The organism is Methylocystis sp., assembly GCF_051061285.1.
Classification (GTDB): Bacteria; Pseudomonadota; Alphaproteobacteria; order Rhizobiales; family Beijerinckiaceae; genus Methylocystis.
The window spans coordinates 1-22,209 of the sequence record NZ_JBPFEA010000030.1; the positions used below are offsets into that span (position 1 = coordinate 1).

Annotated in this window: 27 protein-coding genes; 23 read left to right on the top strand and 4 right to left on the bottom strand. The window is 62.8% G+C overall.

Annotation, left to right across the window (positions count from 1 at the left end):
* The first annotated feature begins 150 nt into the window (after positions 1-150).
* The 3 genes from ACR65T_RS10205 (at position 151) to gvpA (ending at position 1,428) form a co-directional block, all read left to right on the top strand.
* Positions 151-585 (top strand): sensor histidine kinase, encoded by a 435-nt coding sequence (locus tag ACR65T_RS10205; RefSeq protein WP_434496378.1) that lies wholly within the window; start codon positions 151-153, stop codon positions 583-585.
* Between the two features lie 31 nt (positions 586-616).
* Positions 617-1,000, top strand: a complete 384-nt coding sequence (locus ACR65T_RS10210; RefSeq protein WP_434496379.1) for a response regulator — start codon at positions 617-619, stop codon at positions 998-1,000.
* 209 nt (positions 1,001-1,209) lie between these two features.
* Positions 1,210-1,428: a gas vesicle structural protein GvpA gene (gene gvpA, locus ACR65T_RS10215; protein ID WP_123176516.1), complete on the top strand. Its 219-nt coding sequence runs from the start codon at positions 1,210-1,212 to the stop codon at positions 1,426-1,428.
* Positions 1,429-1,635: 207 nt separating this feature from the next.
* Here gvpA and ACR65T_RS10220 read toward each other — a convergent pair whose 3' ends face one another.
* Entirely contained in the window at positions 1,636-2,097 is a 462-nt protein-coding gene (locus ACR65T_RS10220; RefSeq protein ID WP_434496380.1) for a hypothetical protein, read from the bottom strand.
* Between the two features lie 179 nt (positions 2,098-2,276).
* On the opposite strand from ACR65T_RS10220, the gene gvpN reads away from it, so the two are divergent.
* From gvpN to ACR65T_RS10305, 17 genes are all read left to right on the top strand, one after another.
* Positions 2,277-3,260 (top strand): gas vesicle protein GvpN, encoded by a 984-nt coding sequence (gene gvpN, locus ACR65T_RS10225; protein ID WP_434496381.1) that lies wholly within the window; start codon positions 2,277-2,279, stop codon positions 3,258-3,260.
* Positions 3,261-3,730: 470 nt separating this feature from the next.
* Positions 3,731-4,105, top strand: a complete 375-nt coding sequence (locus ACR65T_RS10230) for a hypothetical protein (protein WP_434496382.1) — start codon at positions 3,731-3,733, stop codon at positions 4,103-4,105.
* Positions 4,106-4,246: 141 nt separating this feature from the next.
* Entirely contained in the window at positions 4,247-4,984 is a 738-nt protein-coding gene (locus ACR65T_RS10235; RefSeq protein ID WP_434496383.1) for a GvpL/GvpF family gas vesicle protein, read from the top strand.
* Positions 4,985-5,173: 189 nt separating this feature from the next.
* Positions 5,174-5,434, top strand: a complete 261-nt coding sequence (locus ACR65T_RS10240) for a gas vesicle protein GvpG (protein WP_196399055.1) — start codon at positions 5,174-5,176, stop codon at positions 5,432-5,434.
* A complete protein-coding gene (locus ACR65T_RS10245; protein ID WP_434496384.1) occupies positions 5,421-6,062 on the top strand; it encodes a gas vesicle protein K in 642 nt (213 codons plus the stop codon). The genes ACR65T_RS10240 and ACR65T_RS10245 overlap by 14 nt, the downstream gene beginning before the upstream one ends.
* A 29-nt stretch (positions 6,063-6,091) precedes the next feature.
* Entirely contained in the window at positions 6,092-6,415 is a 324-nt protein-coding gene (locus ACR65T_RS10250; RefSeq protein WP_245433711.1) for a gas vesicle protein, read from the top strand.
* The gene (locus tag ACR65T_RS10255; RefSeq protein WP_434496385.1) at positions 6,408-6,926 is read left to right on the top strand and encodes an Hsp20/alpha crystallin family protein; all 519 of its coding nucleotides are present in this window, start codon (positions 6,408-6,410) and stop codon (positions 6,924-6,926) included. The genes ACR65T_RS10250 and ACR65T_RS10255 overlap by 8 nt, the downstream gene beginning before the upstream one ends.
* Positions 6,927-6,970: 44 nt before the next feature.
* Positions 6,971-7,525 carry a hypothetical protein gene (locus ACR65T_RS10260; RefSeq protein ID WP_123176506.1) on the top strand — a complete coding sequence of 185 codons (555 nt, stop codon included), beginning with the start codon at positions 6,971-6,973 and terminating at the stop codon, positions 7,523-7,525.
* 31 nt (positions 7,526-7,556) lie between these two features.
* Positions 7,557-9,749, top strand: coding sequence for a CDC48 family AAA ATPase (locus tag ACR65T_RS10265; protein ID WP_434496386.1), 2,193 nt, complete (start codon positions 7,557-7,559; stop codon positions 9,747-9,749).
* A gap of 50 nt (positions 9,750-9,799) precedes the next feature.
* Positions 9,800-10,144 (top strand): hypothetical protein, encoded by a 345-nt coding sequence (locus ACR65T_RS10270; RefSeq protein WP_434496387.1) that lies wholly within the window; start codon positions 9,800-9,802, stop codon positions 10,142-10,144.
* A 91-nt stretch (positions 10,145-10,235) separates the two neighbouring features.
* Entirely contained in the window at positions 10,236-10,373 is a 138-nt protein-coding gene (locus tag ACR65T_RS10275; protein ID WP_434496388.1) for a hypothetical protein, read from the top strand.
* Between the two features lie 45 nt (positions 10,374-10,418).
* A complete protein-coding gene (locus tag ACR65T_RS10280; RefSeq protein WP_434496389.1) occupies positions 10,419-10,715 on the top strand; it encodes a hypothetical protein in 297 nt (98 codons plus the stop codon).
* Between the two features lie 525 nt (positions 10,716-11,240).
* On the top strand, positions 11,241-11,729 hold the full coding sequence (locus ACR65T_RS10285; RefSeq protein ID WP_434496390.1) for a DUF2948 family protein: 489 nt from the start codon (positions 11,241-11,243) through the stop codon (positions 11,727-11,729).
* Between the two features lie 28 nt (positions 11,730-11,757).
* Positions 11,758-13,059 (top strand): histidinol dehydrogenase, encoded by a 1,302-nt coding sequence (gene hisD / locus ACR65T_RS10290; protein WP_434496391.1) that lies wholly within the window; start codon positions 11,758-11,760, stop codon positions 13,057-13,059.
* 2 nt (positions 13,060-13,061) lie between these two features.
* The gene (locus ACR65T_RS10295; RefSeq protein WP_018408731.1) at positions 13,062-13,541 is read left to right on the top strand and encodes a UPF0262 family protein; all 480 of its coding nucleotides are present in this window, start codon (positions 13,062-13,064) and stop codon (positions 13,539-13,541) included.
* A gap of 83 nt (positions 13,542-13,624) precedes the next feature.
* Entirely contained in the window at positions 13,625-15,052 is a 1,428-nt protein-coding gene (locus ACR65T_RS10300; RefSeq protein ID WP_434496392.1) for a hypothetical protein, read from the top strand.
* 6 nt (positions 15,053-15,058) lie between these two features.
* A complete protein-coding gene (locus ACR65T_RS10305; protein WP_434496393.1) occupies positions 15,059-15,508 on the top strand; it encodes a low molecular weight phosphatase family protein in 450 nt (149 codons plus the stop codon).
* Positions 15,509-15,583: 75 nt separating this feature from the next.
* Here ACR65T_RS10305 and ACR65T_RS10310 read toward each other — a convergent pair whose 3' ends face one another.
* A complete protein-coding gene (locus ACR65T_RS10310) occupies positions 15,584-16,759 on the bottom strand; it encodes an amidase (RefSeq protein WP_434496394.1) in 1,176 nt (391 codons plus the stop codon).
* Between the two features lie 128 nt (positions 16,760-16,887).
* Between ACR65T_RS10310 and ACR65T_RS10315 the strand changes: the two genes are divergently transcribed.
* Positions 16,888-17,046 carry a hypothetical protein gene (locus tag ACR65T_RS10315; RefSeq protein WP_158491330.1) on the top strand — a complete coding sequence of 53 codons (159 nt, stop codon included), beginning with the start codon at positions 16,888-16,890 and terminating at the stop codon, positions 17,044-17,046.
* A 36-nt stretch (positions 17,047-17,082) separates the two neighbouring features.
* On the opposite strand, the gene ACR65T_RS10320 is transcribed toward ACR65T_RS10315, so the two are convergent.
* Both ACR65T_RS10320 and ACR65T_RS10325 read right to left on the bottom strand, forming a co-directional pair.
* Positions 17,083-17,553: a DUF2269 family protein gene (locus ACR65T_RS10320; RefSeq protein WP_434496395.1), complete on the bottom strand. Its 471-nt coding sequence runs from the start codon at positions 17,551-17,553 to the stop codon at positions 17,083-17,085.
* On the bottom strand, positions 17,550-18,842 hold the full coding sequence (locus ACR65T_RS10325) for an SDR family oxidoreductase (RefSeq protein ID WP_434496396.1): 1,293 nt from the start codon (positions 18,840-18,842) through the stop codon (positions 17,550-17,552). Before ACR65T_RS10325 ends, ACR65T_RS10320 begins: the two co-directional genes overlap by 4 nt.
* 627 nt (positions 18,843-19,469) lie before the next feature.
* On the opposite strand from ACR65T_RS10325, the gene ACR65T_RS10330 reads away from it, so the two are divergent.
* Together ACR65T_RS10330 and ACR65T_RS10335 are read left to right on the top strand one after the other, a co-directional pair.
* Entirely contained in the window at positions 19,470-21,257 is a 1,788-nt protein-coding gene (locus ACR65T_RS10330; protein ID WP_434496397.1) for a thiamine pyrophosphate-requiring protein, read from the top strand.
* Positions 21,254-22,198, top strand: coding sequence for a hypothetical protein (locus tag ACR65T_RS10335; RefSeq protein ID WP_434496398.1), 945 nt, complete (start codon positions 21,254-21,256; stop codon positions 22,196-22,198). Before ACR65T_RS10330 ends, ACR65T_RS10335 begins: the two co-directional genes overlap by 4 nt.
* Positions 22,199-22,209: the final 11 nt, after the last annotated feature.

A 22,209-nucleotide genomic window follows, 5' to 3' on the forward strand; every position in this document is an offset into this window, starting at 1 on the left:
TATCTTCAATCATGGCGGGTGTGGCTGTGATGCGATGGCGTGAGGGATCAGCGTAAGCAACTAATCCATACGCTAAATCAATGCCTTACGCCACATCCGCCAGCCCAAAATTACCGCCTCGCTGAATAAGATGGGCTAAAGAACGCGTTGATGTTCGCTTCCGGCGAGGCCGCGGCGGGAACCGCAATAGAGTGGAAGCTGCCTTTCATAACGGACTCTCTTTATGCCGAGGGCGTGCAGAACCTTCTCGAACTCGTCATTATCAATTTCGTTCTGAACGCCTTCCAAGCGATGCCCAGCGGCGGCAGGTTGACCATCGCCGTTCGGCGCGAAGGGGCCGAGATCATCATCGAAATCAGTGATACGGGCCCGGGGATACCAGAGGCTCATGTTTCGAAAATTTTCGATCCTTTCTTCACGACGCGGTCTGACAGCCGCCGATCCGGGCTCGGCCTTTCCGTGTCTCATTCGATCGTGCGCCAGCACGGTGGCAGTGTGACCGTCCGCAGCTCGCCGCACGAGGGCACGACATTCATCGTGCGTATCCCGGTCGCGCGCGACCGGGATACGCACGCCGAGGAGTGATCCTGATTTGACGGCGTTCGCGACTCCAACCGTGCCTGAAACGGTCCTCGTCGTCGATGACGACCAAGACATGTGCTGGATTCTCGAGGTCGCGCTAACCGGTTTGGGTTGCGCTGTGACAACCGTCTGTTCGGCGCAAGAGGCTATCGCGTCGGTTGCAGTCCATGCCTTTCCGATCGCCTTTGTCGACGCCCGGCTGCCGGATATGGATGGCCTGCGTCTAATCGAGGAGCTGCATAGTTTGCGGCCGGCAATGCGAATAATCATGATCTCCGGTTATTATTTCGAAGACGACATACGCATATTGGAAGCGGTGCAAGCGTCTGCGATCGACGGTTTCCTCGCCAAGCCGTTTCAGATCGATGCGATCGTGGCGGCGCTCACGGGAAAGAGCAACGGGAAACATCGCCCATGATACCGGGCGCGCTCGCCCGCATTCCGCACACGCCGCTGCGAGCCGGCATTGGCGTTGAGTTCTCAATCATCTGATTTCGCACAGCTACTTTATGAATTGCGGAAGTGCGTCCGAATGGCATTGCGTTTGCTCTGCACATAGCGGTCGGAATATCGATTCATTCCGGCAAGTTCGCGAAGAGCTCAAAGACGTCATCAAGGAGTAACTTCATGGCACGCGTTCAAAAATCCACTGACTCGTCGAGCCTCGCCGAAGTCGTCGATCGGATCCTCGACAAAGGCATCGTCATTGATGCGTGGGTCAAGGTTTCGCTTGTGGGAATTGAGCTGATCACGATCGAAGCTCGCGTCGTGGTGGCCTCGGTCGAGACCTACCTCAAATACGCCGAAGCGGTCGGCCTCACGGCCTCCGCCGCAGCGCCCGCGTAACCTTACAGCCAATGCTTGCCGGGAGGGTGAGCAGTCCTTGGCTCACGCTTCCGGCGGCGACAGGCCTGAAACGGAGGATTCGACATGGCGAAAGTGGCGGAAGGCATGGCGCGCGTGGCGGACGGCATCACGTCGGGTCGGCAGCAGCGCAAGAAACTGGCGATAGAGATTAAGAATGCGACGAGCAATCGTCGGAGAGAAGTCCGCTCATTGCTGCAGCGCTTGAATGCGTCGCGCGTCAGCGCGAGCCGCGAGCAGGCGGCGGAACTCAAGCAGGCAACGCGTGCGCGCCGCGGCGAAGTCCAGTCGTCGATGCAAGGATTGAAGACGGCGCGGGGCAGAGCCGCTCGCGAATATCGAAGAGACGCGATTGTCGTAATCAACGGACGGCGCAGCGAGGTGAAGGCGCTTATGGGGCAATTCCGGCGCGTGCGGGTCGCCCGTCGGCAGCGCTTCCAGGAACTCGCGGTGGCGCAGCGTGACAAGGCGGCGGTCTTCATGCGTGATCTGACCAATAGCGTCGCCGCTCTTCTCGACAATTTCGCCAAAGATGATCGCGATCGCGCCGCGGCGATCCGCGAACGTCTCGCAGCTTACGCGTTGGATCGTCGTGAAGCGGTCGCCATCTGGCGTGGAAGCCGGCGACACGACGTCGCCCAAGCCGCCCATCGGTCGGCGCCCGAGTCCCCCCCTGCTCAAACAGAATCGTCTGTTCCGCAGAGTCCATCCGCTCCGGCGCATGATACCGCCGCTGCGCAAGCGCCGGACACGACTCCTCGGTCAGGAAAGCGTCCGTTCGGCGGTTGGGGCCATAAAGGCTCGAGCGATCGTCATGGGAAGGATGAGAAATGAGCGCTGTCGCCGCCTTTCCAAGCCGTGATCCGATCGCCGATGAATTTTCTGATGGCGATCAGGGCTCCATCGCTCTGGGCCCGAGCAATGCATTCGTGACCTCTCCGGCTGTCCAGGAGATCACGGAACGGGCCCTCGCTTATCTCGAAGCGGGCTATGCCGTTCATTTCTCTGGGCCGGCCGGCACAGGGAAGACGACTCTCGCCTTCCATGTCGCCGCGCAGCTTGGTCGACCGGCCATCTTGCTTCATGGCGATCACGAGTTTGGCAGCTCCGACCTGATCGGGCGCGAGAGCGGCTATCATAAGTCGCGCGTCGTGGATAACTACATCGCGTCCGTCGTCAAGCTCGAAGAGGAAGGGCGCGCACTCTGGATCGACAACCGCATCACGACGGCTTGCCGGCTCGGCCATTCGATCATTTACGATGAATTCAACCGCAGCAAGCCGGAGGCCAACAACCCCTTCCTGAGCATCTTGTCGGAAGGCGTCCTCAATGTTCCTGGCTTACATGGTCGAGGCGAAGGTTACGTCAACGTCCATCCCCGGTTTCGAGCTATATTTACCTCGAACCCGGCCGAGTATGCGGGCGTTTACCGTACTCAAGACGCGCTGTTGGATCGTATGATCACGCTTCCTCTCGACCATTATGACCGCGAGACAGAGATCGCCATCGCGGCGAGTAAATCCGGCCTTGATATGGCTCGCGCCGCGCGGGTGGTCGATTTGGTGAGGCTGTGCCGCTCGGAGTGTGAGGATCCTCATCATCCAACTCTGCGGGCCTCGATCGCCATTGCACGGGTGCTCGCCGCGCGTGGCGGCGAAGCGAGCTTGCGCAACGCCGTCTTTGTTTGGTCGAGCCGGGACATCCTCAGCCAGACGTCGAAGCCTGGAAAGAGCGAAGGCGCGATCTCGTCGGCTTTCGTCGATTTTCTGCTCCGGCGGTTGGAGAGCGTTGGCGACGCTGAGCCGCTCAATTAGGGGACGATGACAATGGCGCTTGAAAGACGGCCATCTCGGGGACTTGCCGAGCTACGAACGCTGACGGGGCGTTCGGATACGCAGATTCCCGCTCACAAAGCTTATCTCCGTATCAGCTTTCTCGAGCTCGAGCGCGCGCGGCGAGCGCAAGAATTGCGGACTTGCAGAGATCGCTCCGACATGATCCGCGACCGGTTTCGTGAGATCGACGCTGAAATCGCCAGCATTCACGCGAGTCTCGACGGGACTGCTCCTCGAGCCCAGGCAATCCAGGCGCCGCATCGGTCGCCCGTCGGACGTCGGCCGGCGACGCGACATTTTCAAATCAACTACTGAGACGCCTGAACGGCGACTCAGTGGACAAAATCCACCGGAGCATCCGCGTATTTGCAACAGACGTTTACCGTGATCCCGCTTACGCCAGGCGAATTTTGGCGAGCCGAACGACCTGAATGCCGGGGACGAGACAAATGGTGCAGAAAAGTGAAAAAGCCGAACATGCGGCGCCTCATCAAAAGACGCCGATCGTCAAGACGCCGCCGCCTTTAACGCCGGAGTCGGCGGTCGCGCCCATTGGCAGGCTGTCGGCGGCTCGCGCCGCGGTGCAGCGGTTTCTTTCGACCGAACTGGGCGCGCAGGAAGTCCGCATCACCAAGATCGTCCCCCTCGACCGCGGCTCGGAGGGATGGTCCGCTGAAGCCGAAATCCTCGTGCCGAATCTAGAGGTCAAGATGCTCGGCCTCCCGCTGACCCAAGAAGTTCTCGAACGGGAGCACTACGCGCTCGAACTCGACGCGGATTTGACTGTCTGGTCATACGAGAACCTCAAGCCGGAGGACGGCTAACGCATGACCATCTCCAGTCGAATCGAACACACAATCGATCCGTTCATATCCAGCATGATCCTGGTTGAACGGTCCGCAACCTTTCGAAGGTCATGGTCTTAGAAAGCCAACAGGCGGGTCCGGCCCGCGGGAGGGTGGTTCATGGGCCTTTACGTCTATGCGGTCGGCAGATCCGACGATGGCGAATTGCCGCCGCTGCGCGGCGTCTTCGACCTGCCCGCCTACCGGCTCGATGTGGGCTCCCTCTACGCAGTCGTGAGCGAGTGCCCCGTCGGCGCGGTGCGCGCCGAACGCCGTAACATCGCCGCGACGCAACGTGTGCTCGCCGCTCTCAACGCGAATTTCGATCTCTTGCCGATGGCGTTTGGCACCATAACGAAATCGAAAAACGATCTCCGCCTTTTCCTCGAGGAGCATCGCGAGACTCTTACAGCGCAGCTGCAACGCATCTCTGGCGCAATTGAAATGAGTCTGCGTTTGAGCCTTGAGGTTCCCGATCCGATCGCCTACGTCGTCGAACGCACGCCGGCGCTGAAGGCGGCGCGGGAACGAACGTTTCACAGCCGCCGAGCGCCCTCGTACGACGACAGAATCCGCCTTGGCCAGATGGTCGACGAGGCGCTGCGTCAGTACCGCGATGCGCGAACCTCGCAGGTCATGGCGGTGGTCGGAGCGTCCTGCGCCGAACTCATCGCATTGCCAGTTCGCGGCGAGAAGGAGATCGCGAACCTTGCGGCGCTCGTGTCTCGCTCCGATCTCGATCGGTTCGAAGCCGCTGTCCATGAATCGGCGGCGCAGACTGACGAAGACATCGCCTTCAACATCGGTGGTCCATGGCTGCCGCATAATTTCGTGCAGTTCGATCCAAGCGACCGATAGATCGCGCATCGTCGCGGCCTATCTGGGAGAACGAGGCAATGTTCATCCTCGATGATCTGTTAGCGGCGACGTCGAATGTTGTGGTCTCCATTCTGCGGACAATTCTGACCGTCAGACACGGCAGCGCGGTTCGAAAAGCACGACTGAGAAAGCATACATCGGCGCCATCGATCGGCGGAGGACAAGATCATGATCATCATCGACAGCCTGTTGGCGGCGCCGCTACGCGGTCTAATGTTCGTTCTCGAGAAGATCGATGAGGCTGTCCAGAAGGAGATCGAGGCGGAGGAGCAGGCGGTCATGGCGGATCTATCGGCGCTCCACCGCGCGCTCGACAGCGGAGCAATGACAGAAGCGGAATTCGACGTGCGCGAACAGAAATTGCTGGACCGGCTCGATCGTCTGCATTCGGAGGGTGGAAGCGATGCCCACGGCGATGCCAGTTCCTGACTCTGGCCCGTCCACCGCGGCGCCGCCATATCGCGATCATTTGTCGTTGGCGGATGCGCTCGATCGAATCCTCCAACGCGGCGTGTCGGTGCAAGGCAACCTGACCATCGGGCTGGCGGACGTCGACCTGTTGTTTCTCGATCTGCGACTGCTGTTGGGTTCGGTTGACGCGATCTGGCCAGATGGCGCTCCGCCCGTCCCTGCGGTCTGTCCGCGGACGCCTTCGTCGCCCCCATCGCCCCCATCGCCCCCATCGCCGTCGCCCCCGTCGCCTCCGTCGTCGGAGACACCCGCTGCTCGGCCCGAGATCGGATCGCGCGACGTCGCGCTCGGGAGAGTCGATGGCGGCCCGCCGATCGCCCTGAATGACCGCCGAAGCGCGGACGGGTCATCGCCGGCGCAAGGCCTCGTCCGACTCGTGCTCACCCTCGTGAAATTGCTTCATGAGGTGCTCGAACGGCAGGCCGTGCGGCGTATGGAGGCAGGGCGGCTCACGGACGCGCAAATCGACAATGTCGGAATGGCGCTCATCGCTCAAGCCGAGGAAATCTTGCGCTTGCAGCGGCAGTTCGGCTTTTCCGACCGGGATATCTCCCTCGATCTCGGCGTTCCCGACGGCGCGCTATGAAAGGTATCGCTATGCCCCCCGCCAAGTCCATGACGCATTCTGTCGAGAGCACGAACCTCGCCGATTTGCTCGAGCGCATCCTCGACAAAGGGGTCGTCGTCGCCGGCGATATATCGATCAAGCTCGTCGAGGTCGAACTGTTGACGATTCAACTGCGCCTGGTGATCTGCTCGGTCGATAAGGCGCGCGAACTCGGCCTCGATTGGTGGAACCATACTGGACGTCCAGACCGTCTGGCGTCCGAGCGCAATGCGGCGCTGGAGGCGATGGATGAACGACTGGGGCGGATCGAGCAGGCGCTAGGCGCCGTCGTCGCGGCGCCATTCGAACGCGGGAGTACGGCTCATGAGTAAGAAAGACCCGAGTGATAAGGATGACGTCACGGGCGTCGCAGGCTTCGAAAAGATAGCGCGCGGCCTTTCCGACCTTTTCAATGTGCTCGCCGATTTCGACCAGCTTCCGCGCCGCGGCCGGCACGAGAAGGATGGGCGGGTGATGGAATATTCGTTCGGAACGCGCACGCTAGGCGAAGCGGCGGCGGAGAAGCGGACCTCTGAGGAGAGGCCGACGCGCTCGGAAACGCCGCCGCAAAGAGCGGCCAAGCGAAGCTCGCTCGAGGTCCTCGAGCCCGTCACGGACATATTCGACGAACCAGGCGAAATGGTGCTGCTCTTTGAATTGCCTGGCGTCGAACGCAAAGATGTTCGCTGTGTCCTCGATGGCGATATCCTGCTGCTCGAGGCGAAGGCGGGCGAAAGACTTTACCGCAAGGAAACGCTCATTGAAGAAAAACTCGCCGCGGGTTCGCCACATCTCAATCTGCGCAACGGCGTTCTCGAGGTTCGGCTGAACAAGCAAACGTAGCATCCCCCAGTCGCGGTGTGGCTGGGAACGGAGCAACCTGCGAGATGGCGCGATTGATATATGTTCCGGTGGTTCACAGCGCGGCGGAGATGGGCTCCGCCGCGCCAGGTTACAAGGCGGCGTTCGTCGCTCGCTATGGCGAGAGCAAATGGGTGGAGCGATCGGCTGAATTCGACGCCATTTGGGGCGCCATCGCCGACGCGATCAAGACGCTCGGGTTCGATCTCAAGCACGTCAAACTCTATCAGGACAGTCTGCCGGTCTGCGGCCGAGAGAATGATTTGGTGCGGGACTTGGCGTCCCAGGGTAGTCGCAATCACCAGCTCCTCGAGAGTCTCGTGCGCGAAGGCGCCACACTCGTCGGCACCGAGTCGCCGGCTCTGCTTCTCGATGAATATAAGCTGTTGCAGTCGCCCGAGCGTACGGAGGCGCAGGCCGCGGCTCTCCTGGAGGCGCGCGACCGATTCATCGCCGAGAAAATCGACGCGACGCTTCGCGATGACGAGGACGCCATACTGTTCATAGGCGCTCTGCATAAAGTCACGAAGTTTCTACCTCAGCGCATCAAGGTCGAATATTTGGCGGTGCGAGGCCAGTAGCGACGGTCGATGACCACAAGTGGAGAGATCGATGTCCGACGAAGCACCCGACAATGGCGAGAAGTTGCGGTTGACGGTCGTCGAGGCTCGGCGCGACGACATAGGACGCGGGATCGTCCGGATCGATCCCGAAACTCTGCGGAAGATCGGCGCTTCGCCTGGCGACGTGCTGGAGATCGAAGGTCGCGCGAAGACCGTCGCGAAGGCGATGCCGACCTTTAAGGATCAAAGGGGGCAACAGATCATTCAGCTCGACGGCGTCGGCCGCACCAATGCAGGCGTGGCGCTTGGCCAGAAGGCTCTGATCAAAAAGGTTTCTCATGCCGTCGCTCGGCGCGTGGTCGTGGCTCCGTTGGGCGCCGGCGCCTTGCATGAGGACGAAATCGAACACACGGCGCGCCGCCTCGACGGGCTCGCCGTCAGAACCGGCGACCGTGTGCGAATCGCCTTGTTCGGAGGAAATCATCGAGATTTCAATGTGACGAGGACAGAACCCGACGGGCCGGTGATGATCCATCCCGACACCCTGCTCGCGGTCGAAGGCGCCCGTGGCGGCGAGCAGAAACGAGCGGCGTCCGAGGCCGAGGACATCGTCACCTATGACGATCTCGGCGGAATGGAGCGTGAAGTCGCGAAGGTTCGCGAAATGATCGAGCTGCCGCTGTCGCATCCGGAGATTTTCGAGCGTCTGGGCATGACGCCGCCGAAAGGGGTCCTGCTGCATGGGCTGCCCGGCTGCGGCAAGACGCTGCTCGCGCGCGCGGTGGCGCATGAGTCCAATGCTGCGTTCATCTACGTCAGCGGACCCGAGATCATTCAGAAATTCTATGGCGAGAGCGAAGCGCAATTGCGCAAGATTTTCGACGATGCGCGGCGGCGCGCGCCCTGCATCATCTTCTTCGACGAGATCGACTCGCTCGCTCCCAAGCGCGAACGCGTCGAAGGCGAGGTCGAAAAGCGCGTCGTCGCGCAGCTTCTCGCCTCGATGGACGGCCTCAAGAGCCGTGGCGACGTGATCGTGATGGCGGCGACCAACCGTTTAAACAGCATCGATCCGGCCTTGCGGCGCCCCGGTCGTTTCGACCGCGAGATCGCCATCGGCATCCCCAACGAGCATGCTCGGCGGGAAATATTGGAGATCTATGCGCGCGGCATGCCGCTCGCCGAAGGCATTGACCTCGCTGACCTGGCGGAGACGACACATGGATTCACCGGCGCTGATCTGAACGCTCTTTGCCGCGAGGCCGCCATGGCGGCGCTGCGTCGCCAACTTCCAGAGCTGTCGCTCGACTCGGGGCCGGTTCCCTATGAGGCGCTGATGGCTATGGACGTCAAAATGTCGGACTTCACAGAGGGGCTCAGCGAGGTGACGCCGTCGGGGCTACGCGAAGTCTCCGTCGAAGTGCCAAACGTGCGATGGGAGGACGTGGGCGGCCTCGAGCCTATCAAGGCCACTCTGCGGGAAGCGATCGCTTGGCCATTGAGCCAACCGCTGTTGTTTGAAAAAATCGGGCTGCAGCCGCCGCGCGGGATCTTGCTCTATGGCCCGCCAGGAAACGGCAAGACGCTTCTGGTGAAGGCATTGTCCTCCCAGAGCAATCTCAACTTCATTTCGGTAAAGGGCCCAGAACTCCTGTCGAAATATGTCGGCGAATCCGAGCAGGGCGTGCGCGAGCTCTTCGCGCGGGCGCGCCATGCGGCGCCATGCATCATCTTCCTGGACGAAGTCGACGCCCTGGCGCCGAAGCGGGGCTTCGACGGCCGCTCGCCGGTAACCGATCGGGTCGTGAGCCAATTGTTGACTGAGCTCGACGGCGTTGAAGCGCTGGGGAACGTCTGGGTGATCGCCGCCACGAACCGGCTGGATATGATCGACGATGCGCTCCTACGTCCAGGTCGGCTCGACTTTCACCTTGAGGTGACGCGGCCGGATCGCGATGCGCGCGCCGCGATTCTGCGGGTCCATCTGCGCAAGAGACCCGTGGACGAGCGGATCGATCTCGCGGCCTTAGCCGAGCTGACGGAGGGAATGTCCGCCGCCGAGATTCGCTTCCTTTGCGATCGCGCCGCCTTGAACGCGATCCGCCGCATCTTTCCCGCAACGCACGGAGGAGTGGTCGACATTGGCTCGCTGCTCATCGAACAACGCGACTTCGATGACGCGCTCGCAGCGCAGGCCGGCGCTTCGGAACGGCCGTCGCAGCCAAAGGCAGTTGTTATGTAGCGCCGTGTGACTTCGGCGGCTCGACCGAAGTCCTGACAAAGGAGAACGATATGCAATCTGAACAATCCGTATCGTATGGAGCCCTTTGGCAAGAACGCCGATTGGACACCGTTCGCCAAAGCCTCGATCATCTATTGGCTATGGCGCACCGCTACCGCAGCGAAGGAAGTCTGTGGCAAGCGATGGAGATGTATTGGCTGTTGTCGGAAGACCATTCCGAGACGGCGCAAGCGTTGGAGGCGCAAGAGAGCCTGCTGGAACTGGCCGAGGCCTATGAACGCGACGACGCACGACATGCCGCGCGCGCTGTTTATGAGCGTCTAAGCGACTTGGTTGACGTAGCGTACTGTCGCGAAGTGAGGTCTTTGCGGCCGAATGCTCATTCCCTGGAGTGATGGCGTCAGAGACGGAGTCGGACGTTCGTGCGGCCAAGTATCGTCGAGGGATGACCGTGCGCGCTCGGCCGCGCAATGGCTGGAGGCATCGATGGGCTCGGTCGATCTGAATCACGTCATGGACGAAATCATTCCCAGGGGCGATTCAGGAGCACAGGCGTTAACGCCGGCGCGCCAGTTTGCGCGCGGCAGCGATGACGCCACCGCCGCGCTGGAGCTGGTGTCGTAAACAGCGGCGGCGATCAGAGAACTCGAGAAGCAATCGGCTCAAGCGGTGGCGCGCGCTCACGCCGTCGCCACTGCGCTGAAGGAAAAGTTGGAACGCGCTGAGACCCGCTCCGAGCGCGCCGACGCGGCGCTCCGCCAAGCCGAGGCCGAAGTCGAAGACCTCGCCGCCGCCATTGTGCAGACGCGCAGGGATCTTGAGATGCTGCAATCACAAACTGCCGCCAAGGAAGCAGAGTTGGCGGCATCCGAACATCGCGCGAAAGATGCCGAATGTCGTGCGGAGAACGCCGATGCTGCTATTCAAAGAATCATGGACGCGATCCGCACCCAGCTTCCTGTCTAATTGGAGGTCGCCGCAGCGCAAGCTGTGATTGCTTCCTGAGATCTTATTGGGTTCGGAAATGCCCCCGGCGCGCGTCTAGCGATGGGCCGAGTGTCGTGCGGTCGTAGGGGCCGTCGGCGAACAGATGCTTGATCCACGACCTGCGCTTGCGGATGGCGTCGAGGTTGGGCGCCCTTCGGGGCGCACAAACTGACTCCGGTGAGATGATCCTGCGGCGCGCCCGCTCAGGCGGCGCGCAATTTTGCCTCACTGATATCCAGACGAGCTTTGGCGCAGCCTGGGGGACCTCCCCGCGGAAGCGGTCGGCCGAGACCTCAAGCCGCGCCGTCCAATCGCCGTTCGATCCACCTTGACGTTCTCTACGCACGCCACCCGGAAACGCTTCGCGTTTCCCCGCCCGGCGAGGTGGATGACGTGGCCAAGAGGAGCGTGGAAACGAGAAAATCCCATTAACTTAGCTTGGCGTCGCCCATAGGGTTGCGGGCCTTCCCCTCCTTCGCCATATCGGGCGAAGGAGGAGAGGACATGGAACCACCCAATCGGCCTTGTGAGTTCGCCCTGCGCCTGCACGCGCTCGATAGCGAAGATCTATCGCTGCTCTCGGCGCATGTGCAGGACGCCCTGGTGCGCGTCGGCGACATCGCCTTTCTTGCCGACAAGCGCCGGTTCGCCCTGGTTGGATCGCGTTTCGACTGGGCCGCAGAACTTGACGGCCGGCTGGAGCGCTGCCGCTGCGGCCTGCATTTCGAGGGCGTGCAGCGCGTGCGCTGCCAGCGTATCTGCCGCGACCAGCCCGACGCTATCCTCGAACTCCTGGCGGTCACCTTCGAGCCCGACCCCGAACCGCCGTCGGGAGTCATCCGGCTCTATTTCGCCGGGGGAGCGTCGATCGCGCTCGACGTCGAATGCGTCGAGGCGCAACTTTGCGACGTGGGACCGCGCTGGAAGGTCGCCGCCCGGCCGAGCCATGATTTCAGCGGCGAACTTGACGAGCACGCTCCCCGAGGGCCATGACAGCCGGACTTCCCGGCTGGAGAGGATCATGACCTTGCGTTTGGACGCCGCGGCGCCCGATTTCGAACAGCGTTTCGCGTCGCTGCTCGCCATGAAGCGTGAGGCGTCGCAGGATGTCGACGACACAGTGCGCGGCATCATCGAGGACGTCGTCGCCCGCGGCGACGCGGCGCTTGTCGACTATTCCAAGCGCTTCGACCGAGTCGACCTTGAGGCGACCGGCATCGCCGTCTCCCGCGAGGAGGTCGCGGCGGCGGAAGCCAAATGTTCGGCGGAGCAGCTCGCGGCGCTCGATCTGGCGCTCGAGCGCATCACCGTCTTCCACGAGCGGCAGAAGCCGCAGAATCTGCGCTTTCGCGACGCCGCCGGCGTCGAGCTGGGCTGGCGCTGGACCCCGCTCGACTCGGTGGGCCTCTATGTGCCCGGCGGCACCGCCGCCTATCCGTCTTCCGTGCTGATGAACGTCGTGCCGGCGAAGGTCGCCGGCGTGAAGCGTATCGTCATGGTGGTCCCGACGCCCGGCGGCCATGTGGAGCCGCTGGTGCTCGCCGCCGCCAAGCGATCCGGCATCGACGAGATCTACCGCGTCGGCGGCGCGCAGGCCGTGGCGGCGCTGGCCTATGGCACGAAGACGATTGCGCCCGTCGTCAAGATCGTCGGGCCGGGCAACGCCTGGGTGGCGGCGGCAAAGCGCCGGGTCTTTGGCCAGGTCGGCATCGACATGATCGCCGGCCCTTCTGAAGTGCTGATCCTCGCCGACGCGACCGCCAATCCCGACTGGATCGCGGCCGACCTGCTTGCGCAGGCCGAGCATGACGAATCCGCGCAGTCGATTCTCATCACCGACGACGCCTCGCTGGCCGACGCGGTCGTCGCCGCCGTCGAACGGCATCTCTCGACGCTCTCGCGCAAGGAGATCGCTAGCGCCTCCTGGCGCGACTATGGCGCGACGATCGTCGTGAAGACGCTGTCCGACGCGCTGCCGCTCGCCGACCGCATCGCCGCGGAACATCTTGAGATCATCAGCGAAGACGCCGAGGACCTTGCCGCGCGCGTTTCCAACGCCGGCGCCATCTTCATCGGCGCCTATACGCCGGAAGCCGTCGGCGATTATGTCGGCGGCTCGAACCATGTGCTGCCGACGGCGCGCTCGGCGCGCTTCTCGTCGGGTCTGAGCGTGCTCGACTTCGTCAAGCGCACGTCGATCCTGAAATGCGACGCGGACTCGCTGCGCGCCATCGGCGCCGCCGCGGTGACGCTCGGCGACGCCGAAGGCTTGCAGGCCCATGCGCGTTCGGTGTCGATCCGCCTCAATCAGCTCGAGGCGTGAGGGTGGAGTCAAACGAGTCGAAGCGGCTGATCTCCGTCACGCTCGACGAAAACTCGATCGGCCGCGGCTCGGCGGATCAGGAGCATGAGCGCGCCATCGCGATCTATGATCTTATCGAGGAAAACAGTTTCGCGTTGATTGGCCATCATGGCGGACCTTATGAGCTGCTGATTTCGCTCGTCGACGCCAAACTGGTTTTCAAGATTTGCGACGCGGAGGGCGTCTGTCTCGTCACGCACATTCTCTCGCTGACGCCCTTCAGGCGCATTCTCAAAGATTATTTCATGATCTGCGAAAGCTATTACGCGGCGATCCGCCATGCGACCCCGAGCAGGATCGAGGCGATCGACATGGGGCGTCGCGGCCTCCATAACGAAGGCGCGCAGCTTCTCCTCGAACGCTTGAAAGGCAAGATCGACACGGATCAGGATACGGCGCGCCGTATCTTCACGCTGATCACGGCGCTGCACTGGAAGGGCTGAGCGCCGCGCTCGGTCGCCGACGATGAGAGCGCTGCGCGACGCAGCGCTCGGCGCTGTCACATTGTCATCATGGACTAATCCGCATGGGCAAAAGTAATTCGGATCATTTCGCCGAGCTGCGGCTGTCGATGGAAGCGGAAGGGGGCGAGCTGCTCCGCGCTTTCGTTCGCGAAGCGTCGCTGGTCGAAGGGGTTCCGCCGATGACCGCGAGCCTAATCGCCGCCGACGCCGCGCAAACATGGCAGATTCTTTGCGAGTCGCGCACGAACGCCGAGCGCGCGGCGGTTCTTCTGTCCTCTTCCAAAGGCGAGGCGCGCGCACGGATTCTGCTCAACGGCCATTCCCGGTTTTCCGCGGTCGTTGGTTCGCTCAGCGCGCAGCTGCGGCGAGATGCGGGATTGTCGTACCGGGAACGCGGCGTCGATGGATGGGAGATCACGATCCATCGCGGTTTCGATCCCTATCGCGAAGCGGCGGAACATAACCAAGAGCCGATCGCCGTCGCCGCAGAGACGACGGAAACGGTGCGGATCGACGTGCCTCAGCAGAGCGATTCGGCGGCGATCGCGCGCTGTTTCCTGGCGGTCTACGGACACAATTACGTTCACCGGGAAGTCTTCTCCCCGCATCGCTATTGGCGGAAGGTCGAAAGCGGAGAGCTCATTCCGGTCGTGACCCGCGACGCGCGCGGCGAGGTCGTTGGGCATGTCGCGCTCGAGCGCGAGCCAGGCGCGGCGATCGCCGAACGCGGCGAAGCGGTCGTGCTTCCGTCCTACCGGGGACGTCATCTCCTCGAGCGCATGACCGAGCGGCTGACTGACGAAGCGGCGAAACTCGGGCTGGTCGGGATCTACGCCGAGCCGGTTACGACTCATACCTTTTCGCAGCGCAACGACGAGCGGGCCGGCATGCCGACATGCGCGATCCTGCTCGGCGCGGCGCCCGAAACCTCGCATTCGAAGGATTTGCCTGTGCCGACGGCCGGACAGCGCCAGAGTTTTCTGCTGACGTTTCGCTTCCTGGCGACCGCGCGGCCATGCGAGATCGTCGCGCCTCCGGCGTATCGCGACGTCATGACGGCGACATACGGCCGTCTCGGAGTCGGCGTTTCTCTACGCGAGAGCGGAACGCCGAAAGAGACTCGGTCAATGACGAGCGTCATGGTCAACCCATGGGGCTATGGCAGAATTCGCTTCGAGATGATCGGATCGAACGCCAGCATCGAATTGAGCCAGGCGGTGAGCGACGTCAGCGGGCTCGGCGCGCGCGCCGTGCAGCTTTCCGCGCATGTCGACGACCCGGGCCTGCCGCTCCTGGTTGAGAGCGCGCGCCGCCAGGGATTTTTCTATTGCGGGCTGGCGCCGGCCTTCTCCGAAGGCCGAGATCTGCTGCTGATGCAGCAAGTAAGCGAGCCGCTCGACATCAATGAACTGCAACTGTTCACGGAACAGACGAAGGAGCTTGCGGCGTTTATTGAACGAGACCGTCAGTCGGCGCAGAGCCAGCGATGAGGTCGCGTGAGCAACGTGGCGCGCCCCCAATCCATTCTCTTCGCCTGCACGCTGAACACTGTCCGATCGCCGATGGCGGAGGCGATCGCGCGGTATTATTTCGGCCGCGAAACCTATTTCGCTTCCGCTGGTCTGAAGCGCGGGGCCGCTGACCCTTTCGCCATAGCGGCAATGGACGAGATTGGCGTCGACATTTCAGCACATAAGCCGCACACGTTCGAAGATCTCGAAGATTCGAATTTCGATCTGATCGTGACGCTGTCCCCCGAGGCGCATCACAAGGCGCTGGAGTTTACGCGCACGATGGCCGTCGACGTCGTCTACTGGCCGACGCCCGACGCGACCGCCGCGCAAGGCTCGCGTGAGGCCATTCTCGACGCCTATCGCGACGTGCGCGAGCGGCTGACGGGGCGGATCAAGGATCTGCTCGGACACGGGCCGCCGCTGAGCGGATGAGTAAAGCCGCGTCTTATTGACTGCCCGCAAGCCGTTCCCGACGCGCGGTTGCCGAACGGCGCACCCGGATGACTCTTAAAGAGACTTCTTCATCTGCGCGCAGAAGCGCTGCGCAAGGGCGATCAGCGCGTGGTCCGAACCGCGTCGGCCGATGAAAGAGAGCGCAACCGGCGCATCGCCGGTTGGAAGGGGAATGCTGATCTGCGGTAGGCCAAAAAAGCTCGCGATGAGAAACAGGCGCATCATCTGATAGCGCTTGGCGTCGAGCGTCTCTTCGCTCTCGGTGAGGAGCGGCGCGCGAAACGGCGTCGTCGGCGACACGAGGAAGCCTTGCGAACCGAGGAGCGCGTCGATTCTCTTGCGCGCGTCCTTGCGGAAGCTTTCAGCGGCGTTCTTTTGGTCGGCCGTGACTTTCGCCGCATAGGCGAAGCGCTGCTCGACGCCCTTGCCGAAAGTTGGGCTGTTCGCCGAAATCCAGGCGCCATGCGAGGCCCAGGCCTCGAAGGCCTGCATGTTGCGGAAATGTCCGAGCGCGGTCTTAAAGAAGTCGTCGCCGAGCGTCGCCTCGCGCCAAGGGCCGAACGCCTTCAGGGCGTCGACGGGATCCGCCGCCGCCGAAGCGAAATGCATTCCGACTCCCGAGAAGGCGTCGGTGAGCAGCACCGCTTCTTTGAGCTCGGCGTTCTCCGCCTTTAGCGGCAACAAAGCCTCACCGACAGAAGCCATGACGCTGATGTCGCGGGCGAACCAGCCGATGGAGTCGAAGGACGGCGCAAGCGGAATGATTTCATCCATCGCAACTGCGCCATGCGACGCGCGGAAGCCAAAAACCCCGCAAAACGCCGCCGGCGCGCGGCAGGAACCGGCGGTGTCGGTGCCGATGGCGAAATTGACGAGGCCGGCGGCGACAGCGACCGCCGAGCCTGAAGACGAGCCGCCGGGGTGGCGATTTTGCGCGGCCGGATTGATCGGCGTGCCGTAATGCGGATTGGCGCCGAGCAGGCTATAGGCCATCTCGTCCATTTGCGTCTTGCCGACGAGCCGCGCGCCAGCATCGAGCAATCGGTCGACGACGGGCGCATCGCGTTCGGCAGGGGCGTGGGTCGCCGCCCATTTCGGATGGCCGTTGGTCGAGACGTGTCCCGCGACGTCGATGTTCTCCTTGACGACGAAGCTCGCGCCGGACAGGCGTCCCGGCGTTTCCGTGCTCCGGTTGAGAACGACGGACAGCGCGCCGAGATCGTCCTTCATCGCGGCATCCTTCCTTCCAGCGGGTCTAGCATAGGCGGGCGCGGCGAGCATCAAAATAGCGCCTGAGGAGCGCGACTATACTGAAGAATGCGGCGAGACAAAATGCAGACGCCGCGGGGAGACTGCTGTTGCGTCATTCGCAGGGTTACGCCAAATTGTCCGCTGCGGCGCGCGACCATTGGAGACGCAATATGGATGAGTTCGGCGGGGGCTTTATACGCAACGTCATGATCGGCTTTGCGCTGGCTTTGGCCTTTTCCATCATCTACGTCTGGTACACGCGATAGGGGAACCGTCGCACGCTTGGGGACGGTCGTGCGGCGTCAGAATATCTGCGGCTTGGCGATCATCAGCCATATGATCGTCATAACGGCGCCGAACGCCGGAAAGCCGAAAGCGAACCACCACCAGAAAAATCGATGATAGATCTGCGGCAGCGGCTGGTTCGCCGCTACCGCGGCTTGCGCGATATCGCGGAGGCGCATCTGCATCCACACGACAGGCAACCAGAAGGCGCCGGTCAAAAGATACAGCGCGATTGAGAGCGCGATCCAGCCTTCGGTGAGCGAATAGCCGGCCAGCCAGGCGAGCGCGACGCCGGTAATGGGCTGAACCACCACGGCGGAAGCGGTAAAGACGAAGTCCGCGATCACAACAATGCGCGCTACCCCGGCGATGACCGGTACGGAGCGGGAGAAATGCGCCATCAGCATGAAGAACGCGATTCCGGCGCCGGCGCCAAGCAAAACCGCGGCGCCGATGATGTGAATGTATTTGAGGAGGAGATAAATCACCGGTCGTCGACGATCGCCAGAGAAACGACGTTCAGCACCATCACAGACCAGATCTTCAGCATCGGCCCCAGCGGCTCCATCCAGAGGCGCGGCACGAGGATGGTGCCGAGGATCAGGTAAATGAAGGATAGGACAAGCGCCGCGACAAGCGCAATTTTCGATGTGCGGCGAAAGGCGATAGCGATCCCGATGATGAGATCGGAAGCCGCGCCGGCGATCACGGCCAGCGGCACGATTGGGCCCGACAGTCCGCTCTCGTGCAAAAGCCCGAGCCCAATCTCCCATCCCGGCCCGAATGAAACCAAGGCGGTCGAAATCCAGAACAGCGCCGTAACGGCGAAAATGAGCGGCTTGAGCGCATAGAGGCGCGCGAACCATTTTTCGCGCACGTCGGCGGGCTCGGCCATCAGCGCCGCTTCAAGAGCTTGCGGCTTGATGGCCGTCATGTTTGCCCAAGGCGTGGGATCGCCGATGGCGCCGCGGACCATTTCCTGTTTTGCGATGCTGCGGATCGGCGTGCGCCAGCCCAGCCAGGCGAGAAAATCTCCGAGGCGGTACATCCCGTCGATCAGCCAGTCGGGGAGGTCGATGAGCTGGGCAGGACGCCATCCGAGCCATCTGCGATAGATCGCGACGACCTCGTTGAAGGTCAGGCGCCGCGGTCCGACGATCTCCAGCTCCACACGCGCGGGCGCCGAGGGCGCGAGGAAAAAAAGCGCGGTCGCCACGACGTCGTCGAGTTGGACGATCTGCAGTTCTCCCGCGTCCTTGAAGCGTGGAAGCATCGGCAACGCCGCCAGCCCGCGAAATAACGCGCTTCCGCCGTAAGCGCGGCGTCCGACGACGACCGAGGGTCGAAGAATGACCCAATCGAGAGCCGTCGTTTTTAAGGCGGCGTCGCCCTCCGCCTTGCTCCTCGAGAATTCGCTCGGCGTCTGCCGGTCGACGCCGACGGCGGAGAAATGAATGACGCGCTTGACGCCAGCCTGTTCGCAAGCGGCGAACAGCGTCGCCGGGCCTCTGTGATGCGCCGCGTCGGTGGAATCGGACCCGCTTCCGCCAAGAACGCCGGCGCAATTGATGACCGCATCAACGCCTTCAAGATGCGAAAGCCATTGTTGTGGCGAGTCTACAACTCTCAAATCCAGCGACACCCATTGCGCCTGAGGAAATTGCCGTCGGACATTGGCGCGTCGCGTAATGGCGACTACCGAATGACCGGCTGACAGGAGCTTGGCAAGGATGCTCGATCCGATGAGGCCCGTCGCGCCAATCAGAAGAACTTTCATTGGGCCGCCTTGGCTGGACTATCATCATGTTGATCGTGCGATGCGCGTGAGACGAACGGCCGTCACTGCGGCGCAAGCCATGGTAGAGTTTCATATAGGGCGGCTCCCGAACAAGGTGCCTGCGAAGGGCGCAGCGCAACCGCCGCTCGCGATCGGGCGACAAACGGCGAGAAAAGCTCGCGGCAAAGCGAGGCGCGTAAGCCGACGCCGAACCAGCGCCATGCGCCGCCTTTAGCGCAGCATTCGATAGATGATGCCAAACAGGCTGGCGTTGACTGTCGCCAAAAGGAACAAGATCAACGCCGTCTCAGCTATTCGAGGCATTGGCGCGCCTCACGTATACATTGCGAACCGCAGGCTACCTAGCGCGGCTGCGCGCAGCGACAATGCGCATGCGGATTGTCTCGCACGGGAAAGTTTGGAACGCCGCGCCGTCCTGCTCGCCGGGATATCGCACGCTGCGGTTATGAGGGCGCCGCACGCGTCGGAGCGCGCTCTCCCGCGTCGCTGGGCGCTTGTATCGCAGGCGCAACACCTATGCCGATCGGAACATGCGGACGGGCGGCTGGTTATCGCCATAGGCGGGCGTCGGAGCGTCCTTCAGCTTCAAAAGAGAGCGAGTCGGCCATGAGCGGCACCGTTGGCGATTTCTTTGTCCGCCGGCTGCACGAATGGGGCGTGCGGCGCATTTTCGGCTATCCGGGCGATGGCATCAATGGCGTGCTCGGGGCATTGCAGCGCGCCAAAGGCAAGATCGAGTTCATTCAGGTGCGGCACGAAGAGATGGCCGCTTTCATGGCCAGCGCGCACGCCAAATTCACTGGAGAATTGGGCGTGTGCCTTTCGACCGGCGGACCCGGCGCCGCTCATCTCATCACCGGACTCTATGACGCCAAATGCGATCACATGCCCGTTCTCGCGATCTCCGGCCAAGCGCCGCGAACGGCGCGCGGTTCTCACTACCAGCAGGAGCTCAACCTCGATCGCATGTTTTCCGATGTCGCCGCCTTCGTGCAGGAAGCGGAGACGCCTTCGCAAGTCAGGATGCTGACCGACCGCGCCATTCGCATCGCCAAATCCCAACATGCGGTTTCCGTCATCATCTTCCCCGCGGACCTGCAAGACCTCGAATATGAGGAGCCGCCGCGCGAGCATGGATCCGTGCGAACCGGCGTGGGCTATTCGCGTCCGGTGATTGTGCCGCGGCACAAGGATCTGCGGCGCGCCGCCGAGGTCTTGAACGCGGGCCGCAAGGTTGCTGTTCTCATCGGCGCGGGAGCGCTCGGCGCATCGAAGCAAGTCGTCGAAGTCGCCGAGAAGCTGAAGGCGGGCGTGGCGAAGGCGCTGCTCGGCAAAGCCGCTTTGCCGGACACTTTGCCATGGGTCACCGGCTCCATCGGCCTGCTTGGCACAAAGCCAAGCTACGATCTGATGATGGAGGGCGACACATTGCTCATGATCGGCTCCGGCTTTCCCTATTCGGAGTTTCTTCCGCACGAGGGCCAGGCGCGGGGCGTACAGATCGACATCGATCCATCGATGCTCAGCATTCGCTTCCCGATGGAGGTCAATCTCCACGGGGACGCCGCGGCGACGCTCGATGCGCTCCTGCCGCTCATCGAAGAAAAGAGTCATCTCGGCTGGCGCGACCGCATCGAGAGAGACGTGCGCGATTGGTGGGAACTGATGGAGCAGCGGGCGATGGCGCCTGCGCACCCGATCAATCCGCAGCTCGTCGCTTGGGACTTATCCCCGCGGCTTCCAGACGACGCCATCATCACGTCCGACTCAGGCTCTTGCGCCAATTGGTATGCGCGCGATCTCAAGATCAGGCCCGGCATGATGTGCTCGCTTTCTGGCGGACTGGCGTCCATGGGCGCGGCCGTGCCTTACGCGATCGCCGCAAAATTCGCCCATCCGGGGCGGCCTGTGATTGCGCTGGTCGGCGACGGCGCGATGCAGATGAACAACATGGCCGAGCTGATCACCGTCGCCAAATATTGGCGGGAATGGAGGAGCCCGAAGTGGATCTGCTGCGTATTCAACAACGAGGATCTCAATCAGGTCACGTGGGAACAGCGCGTCATGGAAGGCAACCCCAAGTTCGAGGCGACCCAGAATATCCCTGACGTCCCATACCACCGCTTTGCGGAATTGATCGGGTTGAAGGGCATTTTCGTCGACGATCCGAACCGGCTTGCGGCGGCGTGGGACGAAGCGTTGTCCTGCGACCGTCCCGTCGTGCTGGAGGTCAAGACAGATCCTGAAGTGCCGCCGCTGCCGGCTCATATCTCGCTCGAACAGGCGCGAAATTTTGCGACGACGCTTTTCAAGGGAGATCCCGAGCAGAGCCGTCTCATAAAGGGAACGGCGAGGCAGGTTCTCGCCTCCGTCCTTCCTGGCCGGGAAGAATGATTCCGCAGCTGCGCAGGGCGGCGCCGAAACTGGCCGGCGCATTCGTTCTAGGAGTCGTTTGCGCCGAAGCGGCGCGCCTCGCCGGCGTTCTTCCACGCCAGCGTGCGCTTGCGGTGGGACCTTCGCGAGCGCGTAGACTGCCCAGGAGCGCGCGTGCGCTGGAAGGCGCGGCGGCGCTGCTCGCCGCCTCGGTTCTCGCTGACAGCGCCGTCGAGCACTATCGAGGGTCGTTCAAAAATGCGGGAATGTTCGCGCCTCTGATCAGCTCGGCGCTGACGCTACTTGCCGGCGGGGAAGGCGCGACGTTCGGCGCGGCGCGGGCGCGCGCCTATCGAAAAAGCTCCTTCGCCATGGCCGTTGCGGTTGGCGCGATTGGCGCCGGGTTTCACGTCTATGACGTCTTTCGCCGACCGGGCGGGCTGCGCTGGTTGAATCTCTTCTATGGCGCGCCGCTCGGCGCGCCGGCGGCGCTTTCCGTCGCGGGCGTCATCGGCCTTTGCGCGGAGCGCATCGGCGTTGGCGCGACGCGGCTTTTTGGTCTTCCCGCGGGTCGCGCGCTGGCGGCGCTCAGCAGCTTCGCGCTTGCCGGAACGGTCGCGGAGGCGGCGCTCCTGCATTTCAGGGGCGCCTTCCATAATCCCTTCATGTGGATTCCGGTGACGCTGCCGCCGGTGGCGTCGGGGCTGATGGCCAAGGCTGCCCTTCAACGACCGTCCAAACCGCGCCATCCGCTAACACGCGCCTGGCTGTGGGTCACCGCGATCGCCGGCTTCGTTGGCGTCGGGTTTCACGCCTATGGCGTTTCGCGCGCGATGGGCGGCTGGCGCAACTGGAGCCAGAACGTCGTCGACGGACCGCCCCTGCCGGCGCCGCCCGCTTTTTCCGCGCTCGCGCTTTCCGCACTCACAGCGTTATCGCTTTTGGAAGAGAGCGGCGGCTGAGGCAAGCGCCG